Here is a 17,735-nt window from a genome sequence, read left to right as displayed (position 1 = left end):
TTTTTGTTTATTTACTTAGCTATTATAATAAAGCATCAATAGCGTCTGTGTATGTTTTCTTTGGAGCAACTCCAACTTGTCTTCCAACTACTTCTCCGTTTTGGAAAATTAAAACTGTAGGAATATTTCTTACACTGTATTTTGCAGCAAATTCTTGATTTGCATCTACATCTACTTTTCCAACGATTGCTTTTCCATCGTATTCTGTAGCTACTTCATCAATAACTGGTCCAACCATTCTACATGGTCCACACCAAGCTGCCCAAAAATCTACTACTACTGGTTTATCTGATTTTAATACTACTTCTTCAAAAGTAGCATCTGTAATTGCTAATGCCATATTATTGTCTTGTTTATGTTTTAATACTAATTTATTACAATGCGAAAGTAGAAAATATATTTAAGGTGTGAAAAAAATTATGATTTCTTTTAACTATAAAGTGATTAGAAAAATCAATTTATAAGTTTTTTAACACGGCTAACAACAAATTACCTTTCAATCTTTTAGAATAATCGGGGTTAATATACAAAAACTCGATTTTTCTATTTTCATTTATTACATAAACTGTTGGAACAGGCAAAAAACCAGGATTTTTACCTTCAGAATATTTTTCTAATTTTGGTTTTTCTCTATTAAAAGCAATTCCTAAAGCTTGTGAAAACTTTCCGTCACTATCGGAAAACAATTGATAATTTAATTTATCTTCTGTTGTGGTTTCTTTTAAAAATTTCGGTGAATCTGGACTAACAGCCACAATTTGATAACCCAATTCAATTATTTGATTTTCAATTTCTTGCATTTCCATTAATTGTGAATTGCAATATGGACACCATCCACCACGATAGACAATCAAAACCGTTTTTTTATTGAATATTTCAGTTGTAGAAACTAATTTGTCATCGACAGAAATTAAATCTTGATTTGGAATTTTTTCTCCAATTAACAAAGGTGAAATATCTTCGGCTTTGTCTGCAATTTGAGCTGAACTTATTCCTGAAATGGCTAATAAGATAAAAAGTAATTTTTTCATATTATTTGTTTTTAATTAAAGTAAAGTTCGGTGTTTGGTTAGAAAAAAATCTTAGCTAAACAACTTAATTCAGCTTAAAATTGATTTGCATTTTTTCCAAACCTTCTAACAATTCTTTAGAAATATTGATTTTTAATTTTCGACTTGGCATTTCTAGTTTGTTTTTTATAATCGTTTCTTCAATTTCTTCCATTTGATTCTCTACGATAATTTCAGCTGTGTTTTCTACTTCATCATCAGAATCAATAACGGTTTCATCTTGCAGCTCTTCGTCGATTTCAATTTCTCGTTTTACAAATCGTTTTACTTTTTCTAATTCTAACAATTCGAAAGTCACATTAAAATCACCTTGATGATTGGAAAAAAGTTCATTTAACTTAGAAATTAATTGTTCTTTCAATTCTTCAATTGGCAATTGAACGGTTAGTTTTTTAGCAAAATCTGGTAATACATCTTGTAAACTTTGCATGTGCGAAAAGTTAATTCTTGGATCCGATTTTTTACCTGTTTCTTTATTTGCCCAACCTTCTTTGACGAAAATTTTAATGAAAACAAACTGATTTTGAACCAAATAATGTCTGAATTTTAAATACTCTTCATTAAATATTCTGAATTCGAAAGTTTCTTCGTAGCCTTCAATATTGAAAGTCGCCCAACCTTTATTTTGTTGCGTTGTTCTGTGTTGTACATTCGAAACAATTCCTCCAAATGATAAGTTTTTACCCACCAAAGGTTCCAAATTATTTAACGCTTGTAATTTCGTATTACAGAAATATTTCATTTCAAATTTATAATCATCTAAAGGATGACCAGAAATATAAATTCCAACTACTTCTTTTTCTCGAGATAATTTTTCTAAAGTATTCCATTCTTCACACGGTGGCACAACAGGTTCGGCAATTTGAACATCCGAAGCATCACCAAATAAACTTACTTGAGAAGAATTTTCATTTTCTTGAAACTTCGCACCGAAACGCATCGCTTTTTCCAAAAACGTAATATTATCTCCATCAGAATGGAAATATTGCGCACGATGTGTATCTCCAAACTCATCAAAACCACCAGCTAAAGCTAAATTCTCAAAAGCTTTTTTATTCGCTGCACGTAAATCAATTCGCTTGGCTAAATCGAAAATAGATTTATAACGCGCTTCTTTTCTACATTCAACTATTGTTTTTACGGCATTTTCTCCCACACCTTTAATCGCTCCCATTCCGAAACGAATCGCATTATTATCGTTAACTGTAAATTTATAGAACGATTCATTCACATCTGGACCTAAAACTTCTAAGCCCATACGTTTACATTCTTCCATAAAAAACGAAACCGATTTGATATCATTCATGTTATTAGAAAGTACCGCCGCCATATATTCCGCAGGATAATGCGCTTTTAAATATGCCGTTTGATAAGCAATCCACGCATAACATGTCGAGTGAGATTTATTGAAAGCATAACTTGCGAACGCTTCCCAGTCTTTCCAAATTTTCTCTAATATTTTTGCATCGTGCCCTTTTTCTTCTGCTTGCGCGATGAATTTAGGTTTCATTTTATCCAAGACAGGTTTGTCTTTTTTACCCATCGCTTTACGTAAAACGTCGGCATCACCTTTAGTAAAGCCGGCTAACGATTGCGACAGTAGCATTACCTGCTCTTGATAAACCGTAATTCCGTAGGTTTCTGCAAGATATTCTTCACAAGCATCTAAATCGTATGCAATTGGTTCTAAACCATTTTTTCTACGAACGAAAGATGGAATATATTCTAACGGACCTGGACGATAAAGTGCATTCATCGCAATTAAATCTCCAAAAACCGTTGGCTTTAAATCTTTCAGATATTTTTGCATTCCTGGTGATTCGTACTGAAAAATACCGACTGTTTCACCACGTTGGAATAATTCGTATGTTTTTTTATCGTCAATAGGGAATGTATCCGGATCTAAAGTAATATCACGTTTATATTTTACTAGCTTAACCGTATCTTTTATAAGCGTTAAGGTTTTTAAACCTAAGAAGTCCATCTTCAATAATCCCGCACTTTCGGCAACCGCATTATCAAACTGAGTTACATATAAATCAGAATCTTTTGCTGTTGTTACTGGTACGAAATTGGTAATATCATCTGGCGTAATAATTACACCACACGCGTGAATTCCTGTATTTCGAAGTGAACCTTCTAATATTTTGGCTTGTTGAATGGTTTCTCCAGACAATTCGCCTTGATTGGCAATTTCTATTAATTCCTTAACTCGATCGAATTCATCTGAACGAACAGCTTTTTTTACATCTTCTTCTTTTTCAGAAAGAAAACGTGCCAAATTCCATTTACCTGGCATCATCGCAGGAATTAATTTGGCAATTCTATCTGCTTCAAACAAAGGTAAATCTAGCACACGAGCCGTATCACGAATCGCCGACTTCGTAGCCATTTTACCATAGGTGATAATTTGTGCTACTTGGTTAGAACCATATTTTTTAATTACATAATCCATTACTCGACCACGACCTTCATCATCAAAATCGATATCAATATCGGGCATCGATACACGGTCGGGATTTAAGAAACGCTCAAAAAGGAGATTGTACAACATCGGATCAATATTCGTAATCCACAAACAATACGCCACTACTGAACCTGCTGCAGAACCACGACCTGGCCCAACCGAAACATCCATTTTTCTAGCTTCAGCAATAAAATCTTGTACAATTAAGAAATAACCCGGATAACCCGAATTACTAATTGTTAATAATTCAAAATCAATACGTTCTCTGATTGCATCTGTGATTTCTCCGTAACGCTTTTTGGCACCTTCGTAAGTCAAATGTCGTAAATACGCATTTTCACCACGAACGCCTTTATCTGTTAAATCTTCTGCGACTTGAAACTCTTCTGGAATATCAAATTTGGGAAGTAATACATCTCGTGACAGCGAATAAATTTCAATTTTATCTACAATTTCTTGGACATTACTAATCGCTTCCGGCGTTTGCGGAAACAATTTTTTCATTTCATTAGTCGACTTGAAATAGTATTCTTGATTTGGTAATCCGAAACGATATCCACGACCACGACCAATTGGTGTAGCCTGTTTTTCACCATCTTTTACACATAATAAAATATCGTGTGCGTTGGCATCTTCCTTATTGATGTAAAACGTATTGTTTGTTGCAATTAGCTTTACATTATGTTTTCTAGAAAATTGAATTAGCGTATTATTTACCGCTTTTTCATCATCTTGATTGTGATTCATTAATTCGATATACAAATCGTCACCAAATTGTTCTTTCCACCACAACAAGGCTTCTTCGGCTTGATTTTCACCGATATTCAGAATTTTATTTGGTACTTCACCATACAAACTTCCTGTCAAAACAATGATATCTTCTTTGTATTCTTTGATTAATTCTTTATCGATACGAGGCACATAATAAAAACCATCTGTATAAGCTTTCGATGATAACTTCGCTAAATTATGATATCCTTTTTTGTTCTTCGCTAAGAAAACAACTTGGTAACCATTGTCTTTGTTCGATTTATCTTTATGATTGTTACACACAAAAAATTCGCAACCTACAATGGGTTTAATGATCGTTTCTGTTGGTTGTTCGCCAGCTTCAACTAATTCCTTATTTTTAGCTTCCGCCGATTTATTATGATTTAGAATTCCGCTCACGAATTGAAAAGCACCCATCATATTACCAATATCAGTAAGAGCAACCGCTGGCATTTTTTGTTTAACCGTATTTTCAATTAGTTTCGGAATTGAAATCGTTGATTGTAATACAGAAAATTGTGAGTGATTGTGCAAATGTGCAAAGGCAACATCTGAAATATCTTCCAAATCTTCTGGTAAGATTTCAATATCGTTTGGAAGTTGTTGTTGTAATTTTTCGCGTAAGCTTGCAGAAGCTTGTTTTAAATTAACATGTTTTAATCCAATTGGTTTTACATCTGGATTGTTAGTTCTGAAAGAAGTGTAATAATCTTCAGAAACTGGTAATTCGTTGGAATTGAAGTTTCCTCGTTTTACTAATTCTAGAAAACAACGCGTTGTCGCTTCCACATCGGCAGTTGCGTTGTGAGCTTCCGCGAATTTTTCGTTGAATAAATATTCGTGTAATTCCGTTAAAGTTGGTAATTTAAATCTTCCACCACGACCACCAGGTAATTTTAATAATAATGCCGTAGTTTCTGTACATGTGTCTAAAACAGGCATTTTGGTTAAATCCGTTGCGATTCCAAAACGATGAAATTCACAACCCATAATGTTCACGTCAAAACCAACGTTTTGTCCGACAATATATTTTGATTGCGATAAAGCGATATTAAATTTTTCTAGAATTTCACTTAAATCGTGACCTTCTTGCGCGGCCAATTCTGTAGAAATTCCGTGAATTCTTTCAGCATCAAAAGGAATATTGTATCCTTCAGGCTTAATTAAATAATCTTGATGCTCGATAAGATTTCCCATCTCGTCATGTAATTGCCAAGCAATTTGCACGCAACGAGGCCAGTTGTTGGTATCTGTAATTGGTGCAGACCAACTTTTAGGTAAACCTGTGGTTTCGGTATCAAAGATTAAAAACATAGTAAATTTCGCGAATTAAAGTTCCAAAAAATGGAAGATTTCAAAAGTACAATTTATCTTTTTTTATGGCAATTTTAGTTATTAACAAAAACAAAAAACCACCTCGTTATGAAGTGGTTAGATATTTTATATTGATTTAGTAATTTTAGAAAGCTGGTACTTTGTAAAAAGTTCCTTTATTAAAATTAACTACATTTCCATTTTCGTCAACTGCATTAAAACTAAACGTTCCACTGTAAGCATTTCCTTCAATTTTTTCAATTTCAACAACTCCGTTGCTTTTCATAACGCTTAAAATTTTGATAGCTGCGTTTGCATTTCCACCATTGATTGTAACAATATCACCAGGACTGTAACCTGTTCCTCTACTAGCAATTGTAGCAGCAATAACATTACCTCCTGTATTTGTTGTGATTTTTAAAGTTAATCCGTTTCCAGAACCTCCAGAAGTGTTTACATTGTTTCCATTTAAACTTGCATATCCAGTACCAAAACTAGTAAAAGCTCCTAATTTATAAACCGGACCTTCAATTAATGAAGTTTCATAATACGAAACTGATCCTTCATTATTATATGAATAAGAAGCATTAATACTTTGATCAGCAGTTCCTAAATTATAAACTCCCACAGCATCTGGCACAGTAAGCCCAACTAATTCTTTATCAGTATATGCATTAATTGACACAGTACCACCTGCGTTAATTGTAACTTTTGAATCATCAGCACGCCAAAACACATTGTCTTTTTCACCTTGAAAAGCTGGTGAGTTAGATTTAATATCGTTTTCACAAGAAACGAATAATAATGTAAGGGCAACTATTGAAAATATTTTTTTCATTTTATTATTTTTAAAATAAAGATTCACAAATATATATTTTATTTCAATACAATTGATATTTGAAAACAAAAAATCCGCCTTGTTTTATCACAAGGCGGATTTTTTTAGTTATTTTTTAAATTCACAACTTCTTGTTCTGTTAGAACTCTCCAATTTCCTCTTGGTAAATTCTTCTTGGTTAATCCAGCAAAAACAACACGATCTAATTTAATTACATTGTATTTTAAGTGTTCAAAAATGTTTCTTACTACTTTTACGTTAGAAGTTTTCATTTTTACACCAATTTCACTCTTCGCTTCTCCATCAATATAAGTTACTTCTTCCACATAAACTTTATGTCCTTCAATAGTAACTCCATTTTGAATTTTCTCTAAATCTTCATATTTCAAATTTTTATCTAAAGAAACTTGATAAATCTTAGAAGAACGTTGATTTGGCGTAGTAAATTTTCTAACCATATCTGGATCATTCGTAAACAACAACAAACCAGTAGTTGTTTTGTCCATTCTTCCAACAGGTTCTAATCTTACATTTGATGGTGACTTAATTAGTTGCAAAACGTTATTTGCACCTTGGTCATTCTTCTCTGTAGAAAAATTCTTAGGCTTATTTAAAAGTATGTATTCTTTTTTCTCTGGAGTAATGTTCACTCCATCAAAATTAACCACATCAGTTAATTTTACTTTGCGACCCATTTCTGTAACTACTTCTCCATTTACTTTTACATTACCACTTTGAATGTAAATATCCGCATCTCTACGACTACAAACACCTGAATTGGCTACATATTTATTCAATCTGATTTCATCTTTATCAGATTTTATTTTAACCACTTGTTGTTTAGGTTTGTCTGTTCTATTGAACTTTGGAGCAGGCTTGTTTTCTGAAGAAAATGATTTTCCTGATTCGTTTTTCTTAAAATCTGGTTTTTTACTTTCTGAAGTTTTACCGCTTCTTTTCGCTCCTGACGATTTTCTCATGCTATTATTTTTTTGCAAAGATAGTCAATTTAAGTGAGAAGTGCGAAATTGAAAGTACGAAGCGAATTGAATAATCAATTAATTATCTAATTAACAACAACTTTTGTCCGTTTTCAATCACAGTTGGCTTGATTAAAACGATACAAATTACACCTGCTAAAAGTATAATTTTTAACAAGAAATGAAGTTTAATATAATCTACTTTTCCTTCAGATTTCCACAATTTCAAAACAAAAATGATTAGTAAAATATAACTGGCGTAAAAATAAACATCCATATAACCCACATCGTACACATTAATAAGGAAATAAACTGGCAATAGCGTTGACAACAATAAAAGTGAAATGATTTTCTTAGAGAAATTTTCACCATAATTTACAGGAATGGTTTGGTAATTATTGGATAAATCGCCTTCAATATTTTCTAAATCTTTTACCATTTCTCGAATCAAAATGATTAGAAATAAAAATATGGCGTGAGCGAAAATCACATGATAGAAATTTTTGAAATACATTAAAATTCCAAAAAAAGGCAAAACCGCTAAAAACGAAGCCGTTAGATTTCCAATAATTGGATATTTTTTTAATTTATGCGAATAAAACCAAATGATAAAAATATATACCGAATAAAACAATGCGGCGCGCCAAGAAATAATAAAACCTAATAAAGCTGAAAAAAAATTTAAAGTAAAATAAACTTGAAGTTGGGTTTTCTGACTTACTAATCTATCCAAATATGATTTTTTCGGACGATTGATAATGTCTTTTTTTGCGTCGTAAAAATTATTGATAATGTAACCTGAAGCAATAGCAAAAGTCGAAGCAATTACTAAAATGAATAATCTCCAATCGAGAATAACATCTAAAGCTCTTCTTTCTGGAGCTAAGATATAAATGGCTGATAAATATTGTGCTAATGCGATTACAAACACATTATAACCACGAACCACAGAAAAGAAACTGAAGATTTTAGTAAGTAATAATTTAGAGTTGCGGCTTAACATTTTTCTTTTGTTTCAGGTTTCAAGTTTCAAGTTGAATTAACGCTAACTAAAAAAACGTTAAACCTGAAACTTTAAACAAAATTTTTAGAACTGATAAACCATTTCTAATTTATAATCTTTTAAAGACTTTTTAGCTTTTTCGAAATCTTGAGTGAAACCTAAAATATAGCCACCACCGCCAGAACCACACAATTTTAAATAGTAATCGTTGGTTTCAATTCCGTTTTGCCAAATTTGGTGAAATTGTTCAGGAATCATTGGTTTGAAGTTACTTAAAACCACTTTAGATAATTCTTTGGTGTTTTTAAATAACGATTTCATATCGCCTTGTAAGAAGTTTTCCACACAAGAATCGGTATATTTTATAAACTGCGATTTTAGCATTTTTCTAAAACCTTGGTCTTTTAAATTTTCCATGAAAATATTTACCATTGGAGCCGTTTCTCCAACAATTCCAGAATCTAATAAGAAAACTGCACCTTTTCCTGTTGCTGATTGACTTGGAATTCCAGCTGCCTCAATATTATCTTTAGAATTGATAAGAATTGGTAAACTCAAATAACTATTTAACGGATCTAAACCAGAACTTTTTCCGTGGAAAAATGATTCCATATTAGAAAAAATTGCTTTTAATTGCAATAATTTTTCTCTCGTTAAGTTTTCTAAAACAGTAATTTTATTAGAAGCATATTTATCGTAAATAGCGGCTACCAAGGCACCACTACTACCAACTCCGTAACCTTGAGGAATACTAGAATCAAAATACATTCCACCGTTTACATCATTTTGTAAAACATCAATATTAAACGTTACCAAACCTGGTTGTTCGGTTTGTAATTGCTTTAAATAAGCAACAAACTTCACTAAACTTTGGTTCGATTTCATAGCTTCTTCTGTCGGATTTTCATCTGACTTCAGTGCGCCTTTGTAAAAATTATATGGGATAGAAAGTCCTTTAGAATCTTGAATAATTCCGTATTCTCCGAAAAGTAATATTTTTGAGTAAAAAAGTGGTCCTTTCATGTTATTTTAAATATATATTTGATAAAGATATAAAATTATTTTAAATCCTGTGCTCCATTTCCAATTTCATCACAAATATACTGACCATTTTGACAATAGCCAACTAATTCGCTTTGAATAAATTGCAACACTTTTTCTTTTACATTCTCAGGATACAAAACATGTACATTTGCACCAGCATCTAACGTAAAACAAACCGGAGTTTGCGTTTCATTTCTGAACTTCCAAATTTTATTAATAATTTCCAATGTATTTGGTTTCATTAAAATAAAATACGGCATCGATGTCATCATCATGGCGTGTAAAGTCAAGGCTTCACTTTCTACCAAGCTCATAAAATCCGTCACATTTCCTGTTTCTAATAACGTAACAATTTTCGCAATATTGTCATGTGCTTGTTCAAAACGTTGTTCGGCAAATGGATGATTGTGCATTAAATTATGTCCAACTGTACTTGAAACTTGTTTTTCACCTTTATCGACTAACAAAATCGTATCTTGAAAATTATGAAAATTCGGATGAATGTTCGAAAATTCAACACCAAATAAGTCGGAACTATTTTTTATTGTTACATTTTTTCCCCAAGCTACTACATTTCCGATAATACTTCTACAAGCACTTCCAGAACCTAAACGTGCTAAAAAAGAAGCTTTTGCATAAAAATATTCCTCCGAAATTTCCGGTTTTATGGCTTTTTCTAAACTCATAATATTCATCGCAATCGCAGCCATTCCAGAAGCAGAAGATGCAATTCCTGAACTATGAGGAAAGGTATTTTGAGTATCAATTGTAAAATGATAGTCTTTTAAATACGGACAATATGGGTAAATTCTTTCGAAAAATTTTTGAATTTTTGGTTTGAAATCTTCTTTCGGTTGTCCTTCAAATAACAAATCGAATGAAAAATTGTCTTTTTCTATTTTAGACGAAACTACAACAGACGTGATCGTTTTACAATTTTTCAAGGTAAAACTAATAGACGGATTTGCTGGAATTTGATCGCCATTTTCCTTTTTTCCCCAATATTTTACTAAAGCGATATTACTTGGTGCGCTCCACGAAAATTCTGCAGCGTCGATTGAATTATAATTTGAAAGAATGAAGTCTGAATCAGAATACATAAAAAATATTTTTGACAAAGATAGAAAAGGAAGTCAGAAGTCAGAAGTCAGAAGTCAGAAGTTTTAAATATCTTTGGATAAAATTTTAAAAATGAAGAAATATCTTAGAATATCCTATTGTATTATTATTTGTTTAACGATTGGTTTCTTCTCAGGAAAAATCACACAATCATCTATTACGACTTGGTATCCAACGCTTGTAAAACCAATATTTAATCCACCAAATTGGATTTTCGCACCCGTTTGGACTTTGTTATATATTGGAATGGGAATTGCAGCGGGATTAATTTGGAATGAAATCGAAAACCAACAAAAACAAGTAAAAATTGCTTTACAATATTTTGTACTTCAATTGGGATTAAATGCCTTGTGGTCGTATTTATTTTTTAGTTTACACAACCTATTATTAGCTTCAATTGAAATTATTTTATTGTTGCTTATTATTATAGAATGCTACAAATTATTTAAACCTATAAATCCAATTGCAGCGAAATTATTTATTCCATATATCGCTTGGGTTTCTTTCGCAACTTTATTAACGCTAAGTATATTTTATTTAAATAATTTCTAAAAAAATTATATAATATACTGAATTTTAACTATTTAATTAAAAATTTTCTTACTTTTGAAAGTCAAACACAAAAACTTTCAATTATGGATAATTACATTCAATATGCATTAATAGGATTAATTTTTGGAATCGTTGGTTACTTAATTGGCAAAATGGCTGCCAGTTCATCAAATGGAAATTCAGATGAAAAATGGATTTCAGATTTAGAAAACTGCAAACAAAAAAACGTGGCTTTACAAGATGAAATTAACCAATTAAAATCGGGTTCGTCTGCAAAAGCAAGCAATTTAGTTGGAAATACAAATGCAAGTCATTCTAATATTACTTTTGATTCTAAAGCTGTAAAAGCCGTTTTCGGAAAATCATACAAACAAGACGATTTAAAAATTGTAGAAGGAATTGGACCGAAAATTGAAGAATTATTCAAAACATCTGGAATTTTAACTTGGAAAGCTTTAGGCGAATCTTCTGTTGATAGATTACGAGAAATATTAAGCAAAGCTGGAGAAAAATATCAAATTCACGATCCTGGCACTTGGCCGCGACAATCGAAAATGGCATATGAAGGCAAATGGCAAGAATTAAAAGATTTACAAAGCACATTAGAGGGCGGAAGAGAAGTCTAAATTAGATATAAAAAAACCTCGAAAAGTTCGAGGTTTTTTTATGCATTTATTATTGATGTTACTAAATATTTTCAGCAACGATAAAACCACTTGTCCAAGCATTTTGAAAATTGAATCCACCAGTAACAGCATCAATATTTACGACTTCACCAGCGAAATACACTTTTGGTAAAATTTTACTTTGCATGGTTTTAAAATTGATTTCTTTCAAGTCAATTCCACCAGCAGTTACAAATTCTTCTTTAAACGTGCTTTTTCCGTTTACTTGAAATTCGGCTTGCGTTAACTGATTCGCCAAACTATTTATTTGCTTATTCGTTACCTCAGCCCATTTATAATCCAAAGCAATATCTGAAGCAGTTACAATGTTTTCCCACAAACGTTTCGGGAAGTCGAACGGACAAAATTTACCAATTAATTTTTTATTGTTGTTTTCTTTAATTTCTTTTAATTGTTCGATAGCTTCATCAAAAGAAACCTCATCAAGCCAATTGACAAGTAAAGCAAAACAATATTTTTTATCGAATAATTCTCGAGCTCCCCAAGCGGAAAGTCGTAAAATTCCTGGACCTGAAAGTCCCCAATGCGTAATTAACAATGGTCCGGAAGATGCTAATTTAGAATTCTTAATTTTGATACTGGCTTGCGCCGAAAGTCCCATTAAATCTTTGATTCTTTTATCGGTAATATTAAAAGTGAATAATGAAGGAACGGGTTCAACAATTTCGTGACCCATTTGATGCATCATTTCCCAAATTTTAGGATTACTTCCAGTTGCTACGACAATTTTTTCGGCAACGAAAACATCGTGTTGGGTTTCAATTTTCCATTGTTCATCTTTATTAAAATATAAAGATTGTACACTTTGTGATGTCAAAACTTTGATACCTAATTTCTTGACTTCCTTTTCGAAACAATCAATTATCGTTTGTGAATCATCAGTAATTGGAAACATTCTTCCGTCTTCTTCAATTTTTAATTCGATGCCACGTTTTTCGAACCATTCAATCGTATCACCAGAACAAAATTGCGAAAATGGTCCTTTTAGTTCTCTTTCACCACGTGGATAAAACTTTACTAAATCGTTAGGAACGAAACAGGCGTGTGTGACATTACAACGTCCACCACCAGAAATTTTAACCTTAGTCAGACATTCTTTTCCTCTTTCGAGAATTGCCACACTAAGTTGCGGATTTTTCTCTGCGATATTTATAGCTGCAAAGAAACCGGCTGCGCCACCGCCTATAATTATGATGTTGTATGATTGCATGTAAAGTCTCCTCCTATCTCCCTCCAAAAGAGGGACGAATTGTTAATGGTTAATTTTGTTTTTTATTTATAAAGCATTTCTAGTGCTTTTTTTGGAGTTTCAGATTCAATGAATTTAAAATGGTTCATCATTTTATAATCTACTTTCCATTTTGTTTTTAATTGCTCTTTCTTAATTTTAGATTCGTTATCATTAATAACATGAAGTAAAAGAAATTTCATCTGATCCAAATCATTTTCATTTTTAAACGAATTTGATTTTCCCGATTCATAAATTTTTATACTTTTTTTGAAACACAAATTAGAATATTCTTTGTCATTCAATTCTCTACTAATTATTCCATTGAACAACCAAACCTCATCATTAAGTGAATCTTTTTTTAATTCTTTATTGATTTCAGTTTTTGCTTCAACAAATTTATTAGCCTTTAAATATAAAACTGCTTTTGAACCATGAATAGATTTGTAATTGGGATCAATTTTTTCAATCTCATCTAAAACTTTTATAGCATCTTCAAACTTTTCTTTACTAGTAAAATTTTGTAATTTTTTATTCAACTCTAAAATTTGAGTTTCTGAATCAGATTTACATCCAAAAGATAAAAACAAAATCGAAAAAATTAAAACTTTCTTCATCCTATAATTGGCTAATTGAACTATTTTCAAATTGGCACTTTATTAAAGTGTTTCTTTCAACCATTTGAAAAACTCACCTTGCCAAACTAAAGCATTTTGAGGTTTTAACACCCAGTGATTTTCATCTGGAAATAGTAAAAATTTACTCTTGATTCCTTTTAATTGTGCGGCTTGAAAAGCTTCTTGGCCTTGTCCGATTGGCACACGATAATCTTTCCCTCCTTGAATAATCATAATTGGTGTATTCCAATTGTTTACTAATTTAATCGGATTGAATTCGTTGTATGTTTTTTGAGCTGTTTTGTTGTCTTTTTCCCAATATGCACCACCAGAATCCCAGTTTGTAAAGAAAACTTCTTCCGTTGTTCCATACATACTTTCTGTATTGAAAATTCCACAGTGAGAAATAAATGTTTTGAATCTGTTTTTATGGATTCCTGCTAATTGAAATACAGAATATCCTCCATAACTCGCACCAACTGCACCAATTCTTGTTTTATCTACATATGATTCTTTAGAAATATCATCAATGGCTGATAAATAATCGTCCATTACTTGTCCGCCCCAATCTCCAGAAATTTGTTCGTTCCATTTTACACCGTGACCTTGCATTCCTCTTCTATTTGGCGCCACCACAATATAACCTTGCGAAGCCATTAATTGGAAATTCCAACGGAAAGAATAATACTGTGTTAACGGACTTTGTGGTCCACCTTGACAATATAAAAGCGTTGGATATTTTTTTGTTTTATCGAAATTTGGAGGTAAAATTACCCAAACCAACATTTTTTTACCATCAGTTGTAGTTACCCAACGTTTTTCTGAAGTACATTTTGCAAGTTTAGAATAGGCTTCATCATTTACATGTGTAATTTGTTTCCAAGATTTCTTTTTTAAATCGTACGAAAACACTTCAGCTGCCATATTGTGCGTAGTTTTTGTTACTAAAACTGAAGTTCCTGAGAAACCAACAAATCCGCTTACATCAAAATCGCCATCTGTTAACTGTCTAACTATAACCGCAATTCTAGTTAAACCAGGGAAATTAACTTCAAACAATTGTTTCGTCCCACCAACTGGCGCAATGAAATAGACTTTTTTACCATCTTTACTCCAAACAAAACTATCAACTGTTCCGTCCCAACCAGCAGTTAAATTGATATCCATTCCTTTATGACGAACGATAATATCATTCTTATCTGCTTCATAACCATCACGTTTCATTTGCAACCAAGACAAATCGCCTTGAGGTGAAAATATTGGATGTGTATCGTAACCTAAATTTTTCTCTGTTAGATTTTTTGTGGTTTTTGTCGCTAAATCATACTCGTATAAATCTGTATTAGTACTTGTAGCATAAGCTGTTCCTGCTTTTTTCTTGCAAACATAAATTATTTTGCTTCCGTCTGGCGACCAAATATAATCTTCATCACCACCAAAAGGTTTTTGAGGGGAATCATAAGGTTCATTTTTCATAATATCATAAGGCGGTAAAACTTTTTCCGTTTCCGAACCAATCGCACCAACAAAAACATGATTATGTGTTCCATCATTCCAAGTATCCCAATGACGATAATCCAAACCTTCGTACACTTGCGCTGTAGTTTTAGATAATTCTGGATACAAATCTGAACCTAATAACTTTTCAACTTTAACTTCTTGATTCGATAAAATATTTTTTCCATTTGGAGAAACATTTTTATCGGCAACCAAACCATCAATTTTATCTAATAAAGTTGCATTTCCTCCACCAACAGGTACTGAAAAATATTTAGAATTTATTTTATTTTCTTGAATATTTGGCGTTCCAACTTTATAAACCAAGGACTTTCCATCTTTAGAAATTCCTATTGGAGTGACTCTACCTAATTGCCATAAATTTTCTGGCGTCATGTTTTGTTGTGCATTTGAACTCATACTTATTACACTGAAAATGAGAAAAATATATTTTTTCATACTTATAAATTTTAAAACGAGGTTAAAAGTAGCACTTTTTTGAAAAAATATAACTATTTTCACGCTCTAAAAAACATTTACGTCGTGAAAAACAATAAACTATTTATACTAATCATTATTTCGCTAATTATAGGGGTAACTTTAGGTGGAATTGTGCATTATCAATTTCAAGATTCAATTGAAGTTTTCTCAAAAAACATAAAATTATTAGGTACGATTTTCATTCGCTTGGTTCAAATGATTATTGCGCCATTAGTATTTTGTACCTTAGTGGTTGGAATTGCCAAAATGGGCGATATGAAAATGGTGGGTCGTGTTGGTGGAAAAGCAATGGCTTGGTTCATTTCTGCTTCATTAATTTCTTTATTATTAGGATTAATGTTGGTTAACTTTTTCGCTCCAGGAAAAGGAACATCAATAAAATTAGACGATACAACTGCCGCTTCAGAATTATTAGAAAACTCAAAAGGTTTTTCATTGGAAGAATTTGTAAAACACGTGATTCCAAAAAGTTTATTTGAAGCATTAGCCACGAATGAAATTCTACAAATTGTAATATTTTCAATCATATTTGGAGTGGCATTAGCTTCATTCTCAAAAAAAGAAGCCAAACCTATCATCAAATTATTAGACAGAGTTTCTCACGTAGTTTTAAAAATGGTTTCATACATTATGTGGACTGCACCATTAGGAGTTTTAGGAGCTGTTGCCAGTGCTATTGCAAAACATGGTTTTGAAGTCTTTACACTTTACGCGAAATATTTAGGAGCCTTTTTAGTCGGAATAATTGTTCTTTGGTTGATCTTATTAACTGTGGGTTATTTGATATTAGGAAAACGATTATTTGTATTATTAGAACGTATAAAAAGTCCATTATTAATTGCTTTCTCAACTACAAGTTCAGAAGCGGTTTTCCCGAAAATGGTAGAAGAATTAGAGCGATTTGGTTGTCAACCAAAAATCGTTTCGTTTACTTTACCGTTGGGTTATTCGTTTAATCTTGATGGAAGTATGATGTACATGACTTTTGCCAGTATTTTTATTGCTCAAGTGTATGGAATTGAAATGAGTTTACCAGAGCAACTTACCATGCTTTTAGTTTTAATGCTAACAAGTAAAGGTGTTGCAGGTGTACCAAGAGCATCATTAATTGTAGTGGTTGCTACATGTGCGATGTTTGGTATTCCGCCAGAAGGAATCGCATTAATTTTGCCAATTGACCACTTTTGCGATATGGCTAGAAGTATGACAAATGTATTAGGAAACGCGCTTTCAACAGCTGCAATTGATAAATGGGAAACTAAATCTGAAGGAAATGAAGGAATTAATTAATGCATTACTAAATATAAATCTGAATTTCCTTTTACAAGCAGGTGACGCAGAAGAAAAATTTCATTTTTCAAAACTATTTAATCCAGAATTTTATATTAATCTAGAATTAGGTGGTGTTCCTATTGGAATTTACGTAGTTCTGTTTATTATTTTTGCAGAAACAGGTTTGTTTATTGGATTTTTTCTCCCTGGTGATAGCTTACTTTTTCTATCAGGAATTTACGCAGAAGCCTTAGCAGCACCTTTAAAATTCTTACCGCAAGGTTATTCACCTGTTTTCGTTGTTGCTACTTTAATTGCAATATCTGGAATTATTGGTAATATTTTTGGTTATTGGTTTGGTTCAACTTACGGAAAAAACTTATACCAAAAAGAAGATGGCTTTTTCTTCAAGAAAAAATACTTATATCAGTCGGAAAGTTTCTTTCAAAAACACGGTGGAGTTGCGATAGTTTTCGCAAGATTCTTACCTATTGTTAGAACATTCGTGCCAATTATAGCAGGAATTGTACACATGAAAAAGAGCAAATTCATGTTTTATAATGTATTAAGTTCTATTTTATGGTCGTTTATTTTGGTTTTTTCTGGTCACTATTTATATGGTTTATTTATCGAAAAATTTGACATCGATTTAAAACATCATATCGAAAAAATCATCATTATTTTAGTTGTTGCTACGACGTTTCCTTTAGTAATGAAAGCTATAAAAACAAAAAAATTAGAAAATGCAGATAAAACTGGTGATGAATAGTTTCTAC

Annotated in this window: 15 protein-coding genes; 4 read left to right on the top strand and 11 right to left on the bottom strand. The window is 31.8% G+C overall.

What is annotated here, in order from left to right; genetic code table 11:
- Nucleotides 1-22 precede the first annotated feature (22 nt).
- From trxA to mvaD, 8 genes are all read right to left on the bottom strand, one after another.
- Complete coding sequence (gene trxA, locus BMX42_RS12680; RefSeq protein ID WP_091315057.1) at nucleotides 23-340, bottom strand: thioredoxin; 318 nt, start codon at nucleotides 338-340, stop codon at nucleotides 23-25.
- Nucleotides 341-458: 118 nt separating this feature from the next.
- Nucleotides 459-1,031 carry a peroxiredoxin family protein gene (locus tag BMX42_RS12675; protein ID WP_091315055.1) on the bottom strand — a complete coding sequence of 191 codons (573 nt, stop codon included), beginning with the start codon at nucleotides 1,029-1,031 and terminating at the stop codon, nucleotides 459-461.
- Nucleotides 1,032-1,095: 64 nt separating this feature from the next.
- The gene (gene dnaE, locus BMX42_RS12670) at nucleotides 1,096-5,622 is read right to left on the bottom strand and encodes a DNA polymerase III subunit alpha (RefSeq protein ID WP_091315052.1); all 4,527 of its coding nucleotides are present in this window, start codon (nucleotides 5,620-5,622) and stop codon (nucleotides 1,096-1,098) included.
- Nucleotides 5,623-5,767: 145 nt separating this feature from the next.
- Entirely contained in the window at nucleotides 5,768-6,460 is a 693-nt protein-coding gene (locus tag BMX42_RS12665; RefSeq protein WP_091315049.1) for a DUF6252 domain-containing protein, read from the bottom strand.
- Between the two features lie 104 nt (nucleotides 6,461-6,564).
- Nucleotides 6,565-7,440, bottom strand: a complete 876-nt coding sequence (locus BMX42_RS12660) for a pseudouridine synthase (RefSeq protein ID WP_091315045.1) — start codon at nucleotides 7,438-7,440, stop codon at nucleotides 6,565-6,567.
- Nucleotides 7,441-7,522: 82 nt separating this feature from the next.
- Nucleotides 7,523-8,443: a geranylgeranylglycerol-phosphate geranylgeranyltransferase gene (locus BMX42_RS12655; protein ID WP_091315042.1), complete on the bottom strand. Its 921-nt coding sequence runs from the start codon at nucleotides 8,441-8,443 to the stop codon at nucleotides 7,523-7,525.
- An 84-nt stretch (nucleotides 8,444-8,527) separates the two neighbouring features.
- Nucleotides 8,528-9,466: a mevalonate kinase family protein gene (locus tag BMX42_RS12650; protein ID WP_091315039.1), complete on the bottom strand. Its 939-nt coding sequence runs from the start codon at nucleotides 9,464-9,466 to the stop codon at nucleotides 8,528-8,530.
- Between the two features lie 35 nt (nucleotides 9,467-9,501).
- Complete coding sequence (gene mvaD / locus BMX42_RS12645; RefSeq protein ID WP_091315035.1) at nucleotides 9,502-10,587, bottom strand: diphosphomevalonate decarboxylase; 1,086 nt, start codon at nucleotides 10,585-10,587, stop codon at nucleotides 9,502-9,504.
- Between the two features lie 91 nt (nucleotides 10,588-10,678).
- Here mvaD and BMX42_RS12640 point away from each other — a divergent pair, with 91 nt between their 5' ends.
- Entirely contained in the window at nucleotides 10,679-11,158 is a 480-nt protein-coding gene (locus BMX42_RS12640; RefSeq protein ID WP_091315032.1) for a TspO/MBR family protein, read from the top strand.
- 83 nt (nucleotides 11,159-11,241) lie between these two features.
- Nucleotides 11,242-11,784, top strand: a complete 543-nt coding sequence (locus BMX42_RS12635) for a hypothetical protein (protein ID WP_091315027.1) — start codon at nucleotides 11,242-11,244, stop codon at nucleotides 11,782-11,784.
- Nucleotides 11,785-11,845: 61 nt separating this feature from the next.
- On the opposite strand, the gene BMX42_RS12630 is transcribed toward BMX42_RS12635, so the two are convergent.
- The 3 genes from BMX42_RS12630 to BMX42_RS12620 form a co-directional block, all read right to left on the bottom strand.
- The gene (locus tag BMX42_RS12630; protein ID WP_091315023.1) at nucleotides 11,846-13,054 is read right to left on the bottom strand and encodes a BaiN/RdsA family NAD(P)/FAD-dependent oxidoreductase; all 1,209 of its coding nucleotides are present in this window, start codon (nucleotides 13,052-13,054) and stop codon (nucleotides 11,846-11,848) included.
- 62 nt (nucleotides 13,055-13,116) lie between these two features.
- Nucleotides 13,117-13,689 (bottom strand): tetratricopeptide repeat protein, encoded by a 573-nt coding sequence (locus BMX42_RS12625; protein ID WP_091315018.1) that lies wholly within the window; start codon nucleotides 13,687-13,689, stop codon nucleotides 13,117-13,119.
- Nucleotides 13,690-13,731: 42 nt separating this feature from the next.
- Nucleotides 13,732-15,645, bottom strand: a complete 1,914-nt coding sequence (locus BMX42_RS12620) for a S9 family peptidase (RefSeq protein WP_091315014.1) — start codon at nucleotides 15,643-15,645, stop codon at nucleotides 13,732-13,734.
- A gap of 84 nt (nucleotides 15,646-15,729) precedes the next feature.
- On the opposite strand from BMX42_RS12620, the gene BMX42_RS12615 reads away from it, so the two are divergent.
- Nucleotides 15,730-16,977, top strand: coding sequence for a dicarboxylate/amino acid:cation symporter (locus tag BMX42_RS12615; RefSeq protein ID WP_091315011.1), 1,248 nt, complete (start codon nucleotides 15,730-15,732; stop codon nucleotides 16,975-16,977).
- On the top strand, nucleotides 16,961-17,728 hold the full coding sequence (locus BMX42_RS12610) for a DedA family protein (protein ID WP_091315008.1): 768 nt from the start codon (nucleotides 16,961-16,963) through the stop codon (nucleotides 17,726-17,728). Before BMX42_RS12615 ends, BMX42_RS12610 begins: the two co-directional genes overlap by 17 nt.
- Nucleotides 17,729-17,735 lie beyond the last annotated feature (7 nt).

This window comes from Flavobacterium terrigena (assembly GCF_900108955.1).
Taxonomy (GTDB): Bacteria; Bacteroidota; Bacteroidia; order Flavobacteriales; family Flavobacteriaceae; genus Flavobacterium; species Flavobacterium terrigena.
The sequence above is the reverse complement of the archived record's forward strand: the minus strand, read 5'-3'. Positions and strand labels throughout refer to the sequence as shown.

Coding starts and splice junctions, on each gene's coding strand:
- trxA (WP_091315057.1), bottom strand. CDS start 340: ATGGCATTAGCAATTACAGATGCTACTTTTGAAGAAGTAGTATTAAAA.
- BMX42_RS12675 (WP_091315055.1), bottom strand. CDS start 1,031: ATGAAAAAATTACTTTTTATCTTATTAGCCATTTCAGGAATAAGTTCA.
- dnaE (WP_091315052.1), bottom strand. CDS start 5,622: ATGTTTTTAATCTTTGATACCGAAACCACAGGTTTACCTAAAAGTTGG.
- BMX42_RS12665 (WP_091315049.1), bottom strand. CDS start 6,460: ATGAAAAAAATATTTTCAATAGTTGCCCTTACATTATTATTCGTTTCT.
- BMX42_RS12660 (WP_091315045.1), bottom strand. CDS start 7,440: ATGAGAAAATCGTCAGGAGCGAAAAGAAGCGGTAAAACTTCAGAAAGT.
- BMX42_RS12655 (WP_091315042.1), bottom strand. CDS start 8,443: ATGTTAAGCCGCAACTCTAAATTATTACTTACTAAAATCTTCAGTTTC.
- BMX42_RS12650 (WP_091315039.1), bottom strand. CDS start 9,466: ATGAAAGGACCACTTTTTTACTCAAAAATATTACTTTTCGGAGAATAC.
- mvaD (WP_091315035.1), bottom strand. CDS start 10,587: ATGTATTCTGATTCAGACTTCATTCTTTCAAATTATAATTCAATCGAC.
- BMX42_RS12640 (WP_091315032.1), top strand. CDS start 10,679: ATGAAGAAATATCTTAGAATATCCTATTGTATTATTATTTGTTTAACG.
- BMX42_RS12635 (WP_091315027.1), top strand. CDS start 11,242: ATGGATAATTACATTCAATATGCATTAATAGGATTAATTTTTGGAATC.
- BMX42_RS12630 (WP_091315023.1), bottom strand. CDS start 13,054: ATGCAATCATACAACATCATAATTATAGGCGGTGGCGCAGCCGGTTTC.
- BMX42_RS12625 (WP_091315018.1), bottom strand. CDS start 13,689: ATGAAGAAAGTTTTAATTTTTTCGATTTTGTTTTTATCTTTTGGATGT.
- BMX42_RS12620 (WP_091315014.1), bottom strand. CDS start 15,645: ATGAAAAAATATATTTTTCTCATTTTCAGTGTAATAAGTATGAGTTCA.
- BMX42_RS12610 (WP_091315008.1), top strand. CDS start 16,961: ATGAAGGAATTAATTAATGCATTACTAAATATAAATCTGAATTTCCTT.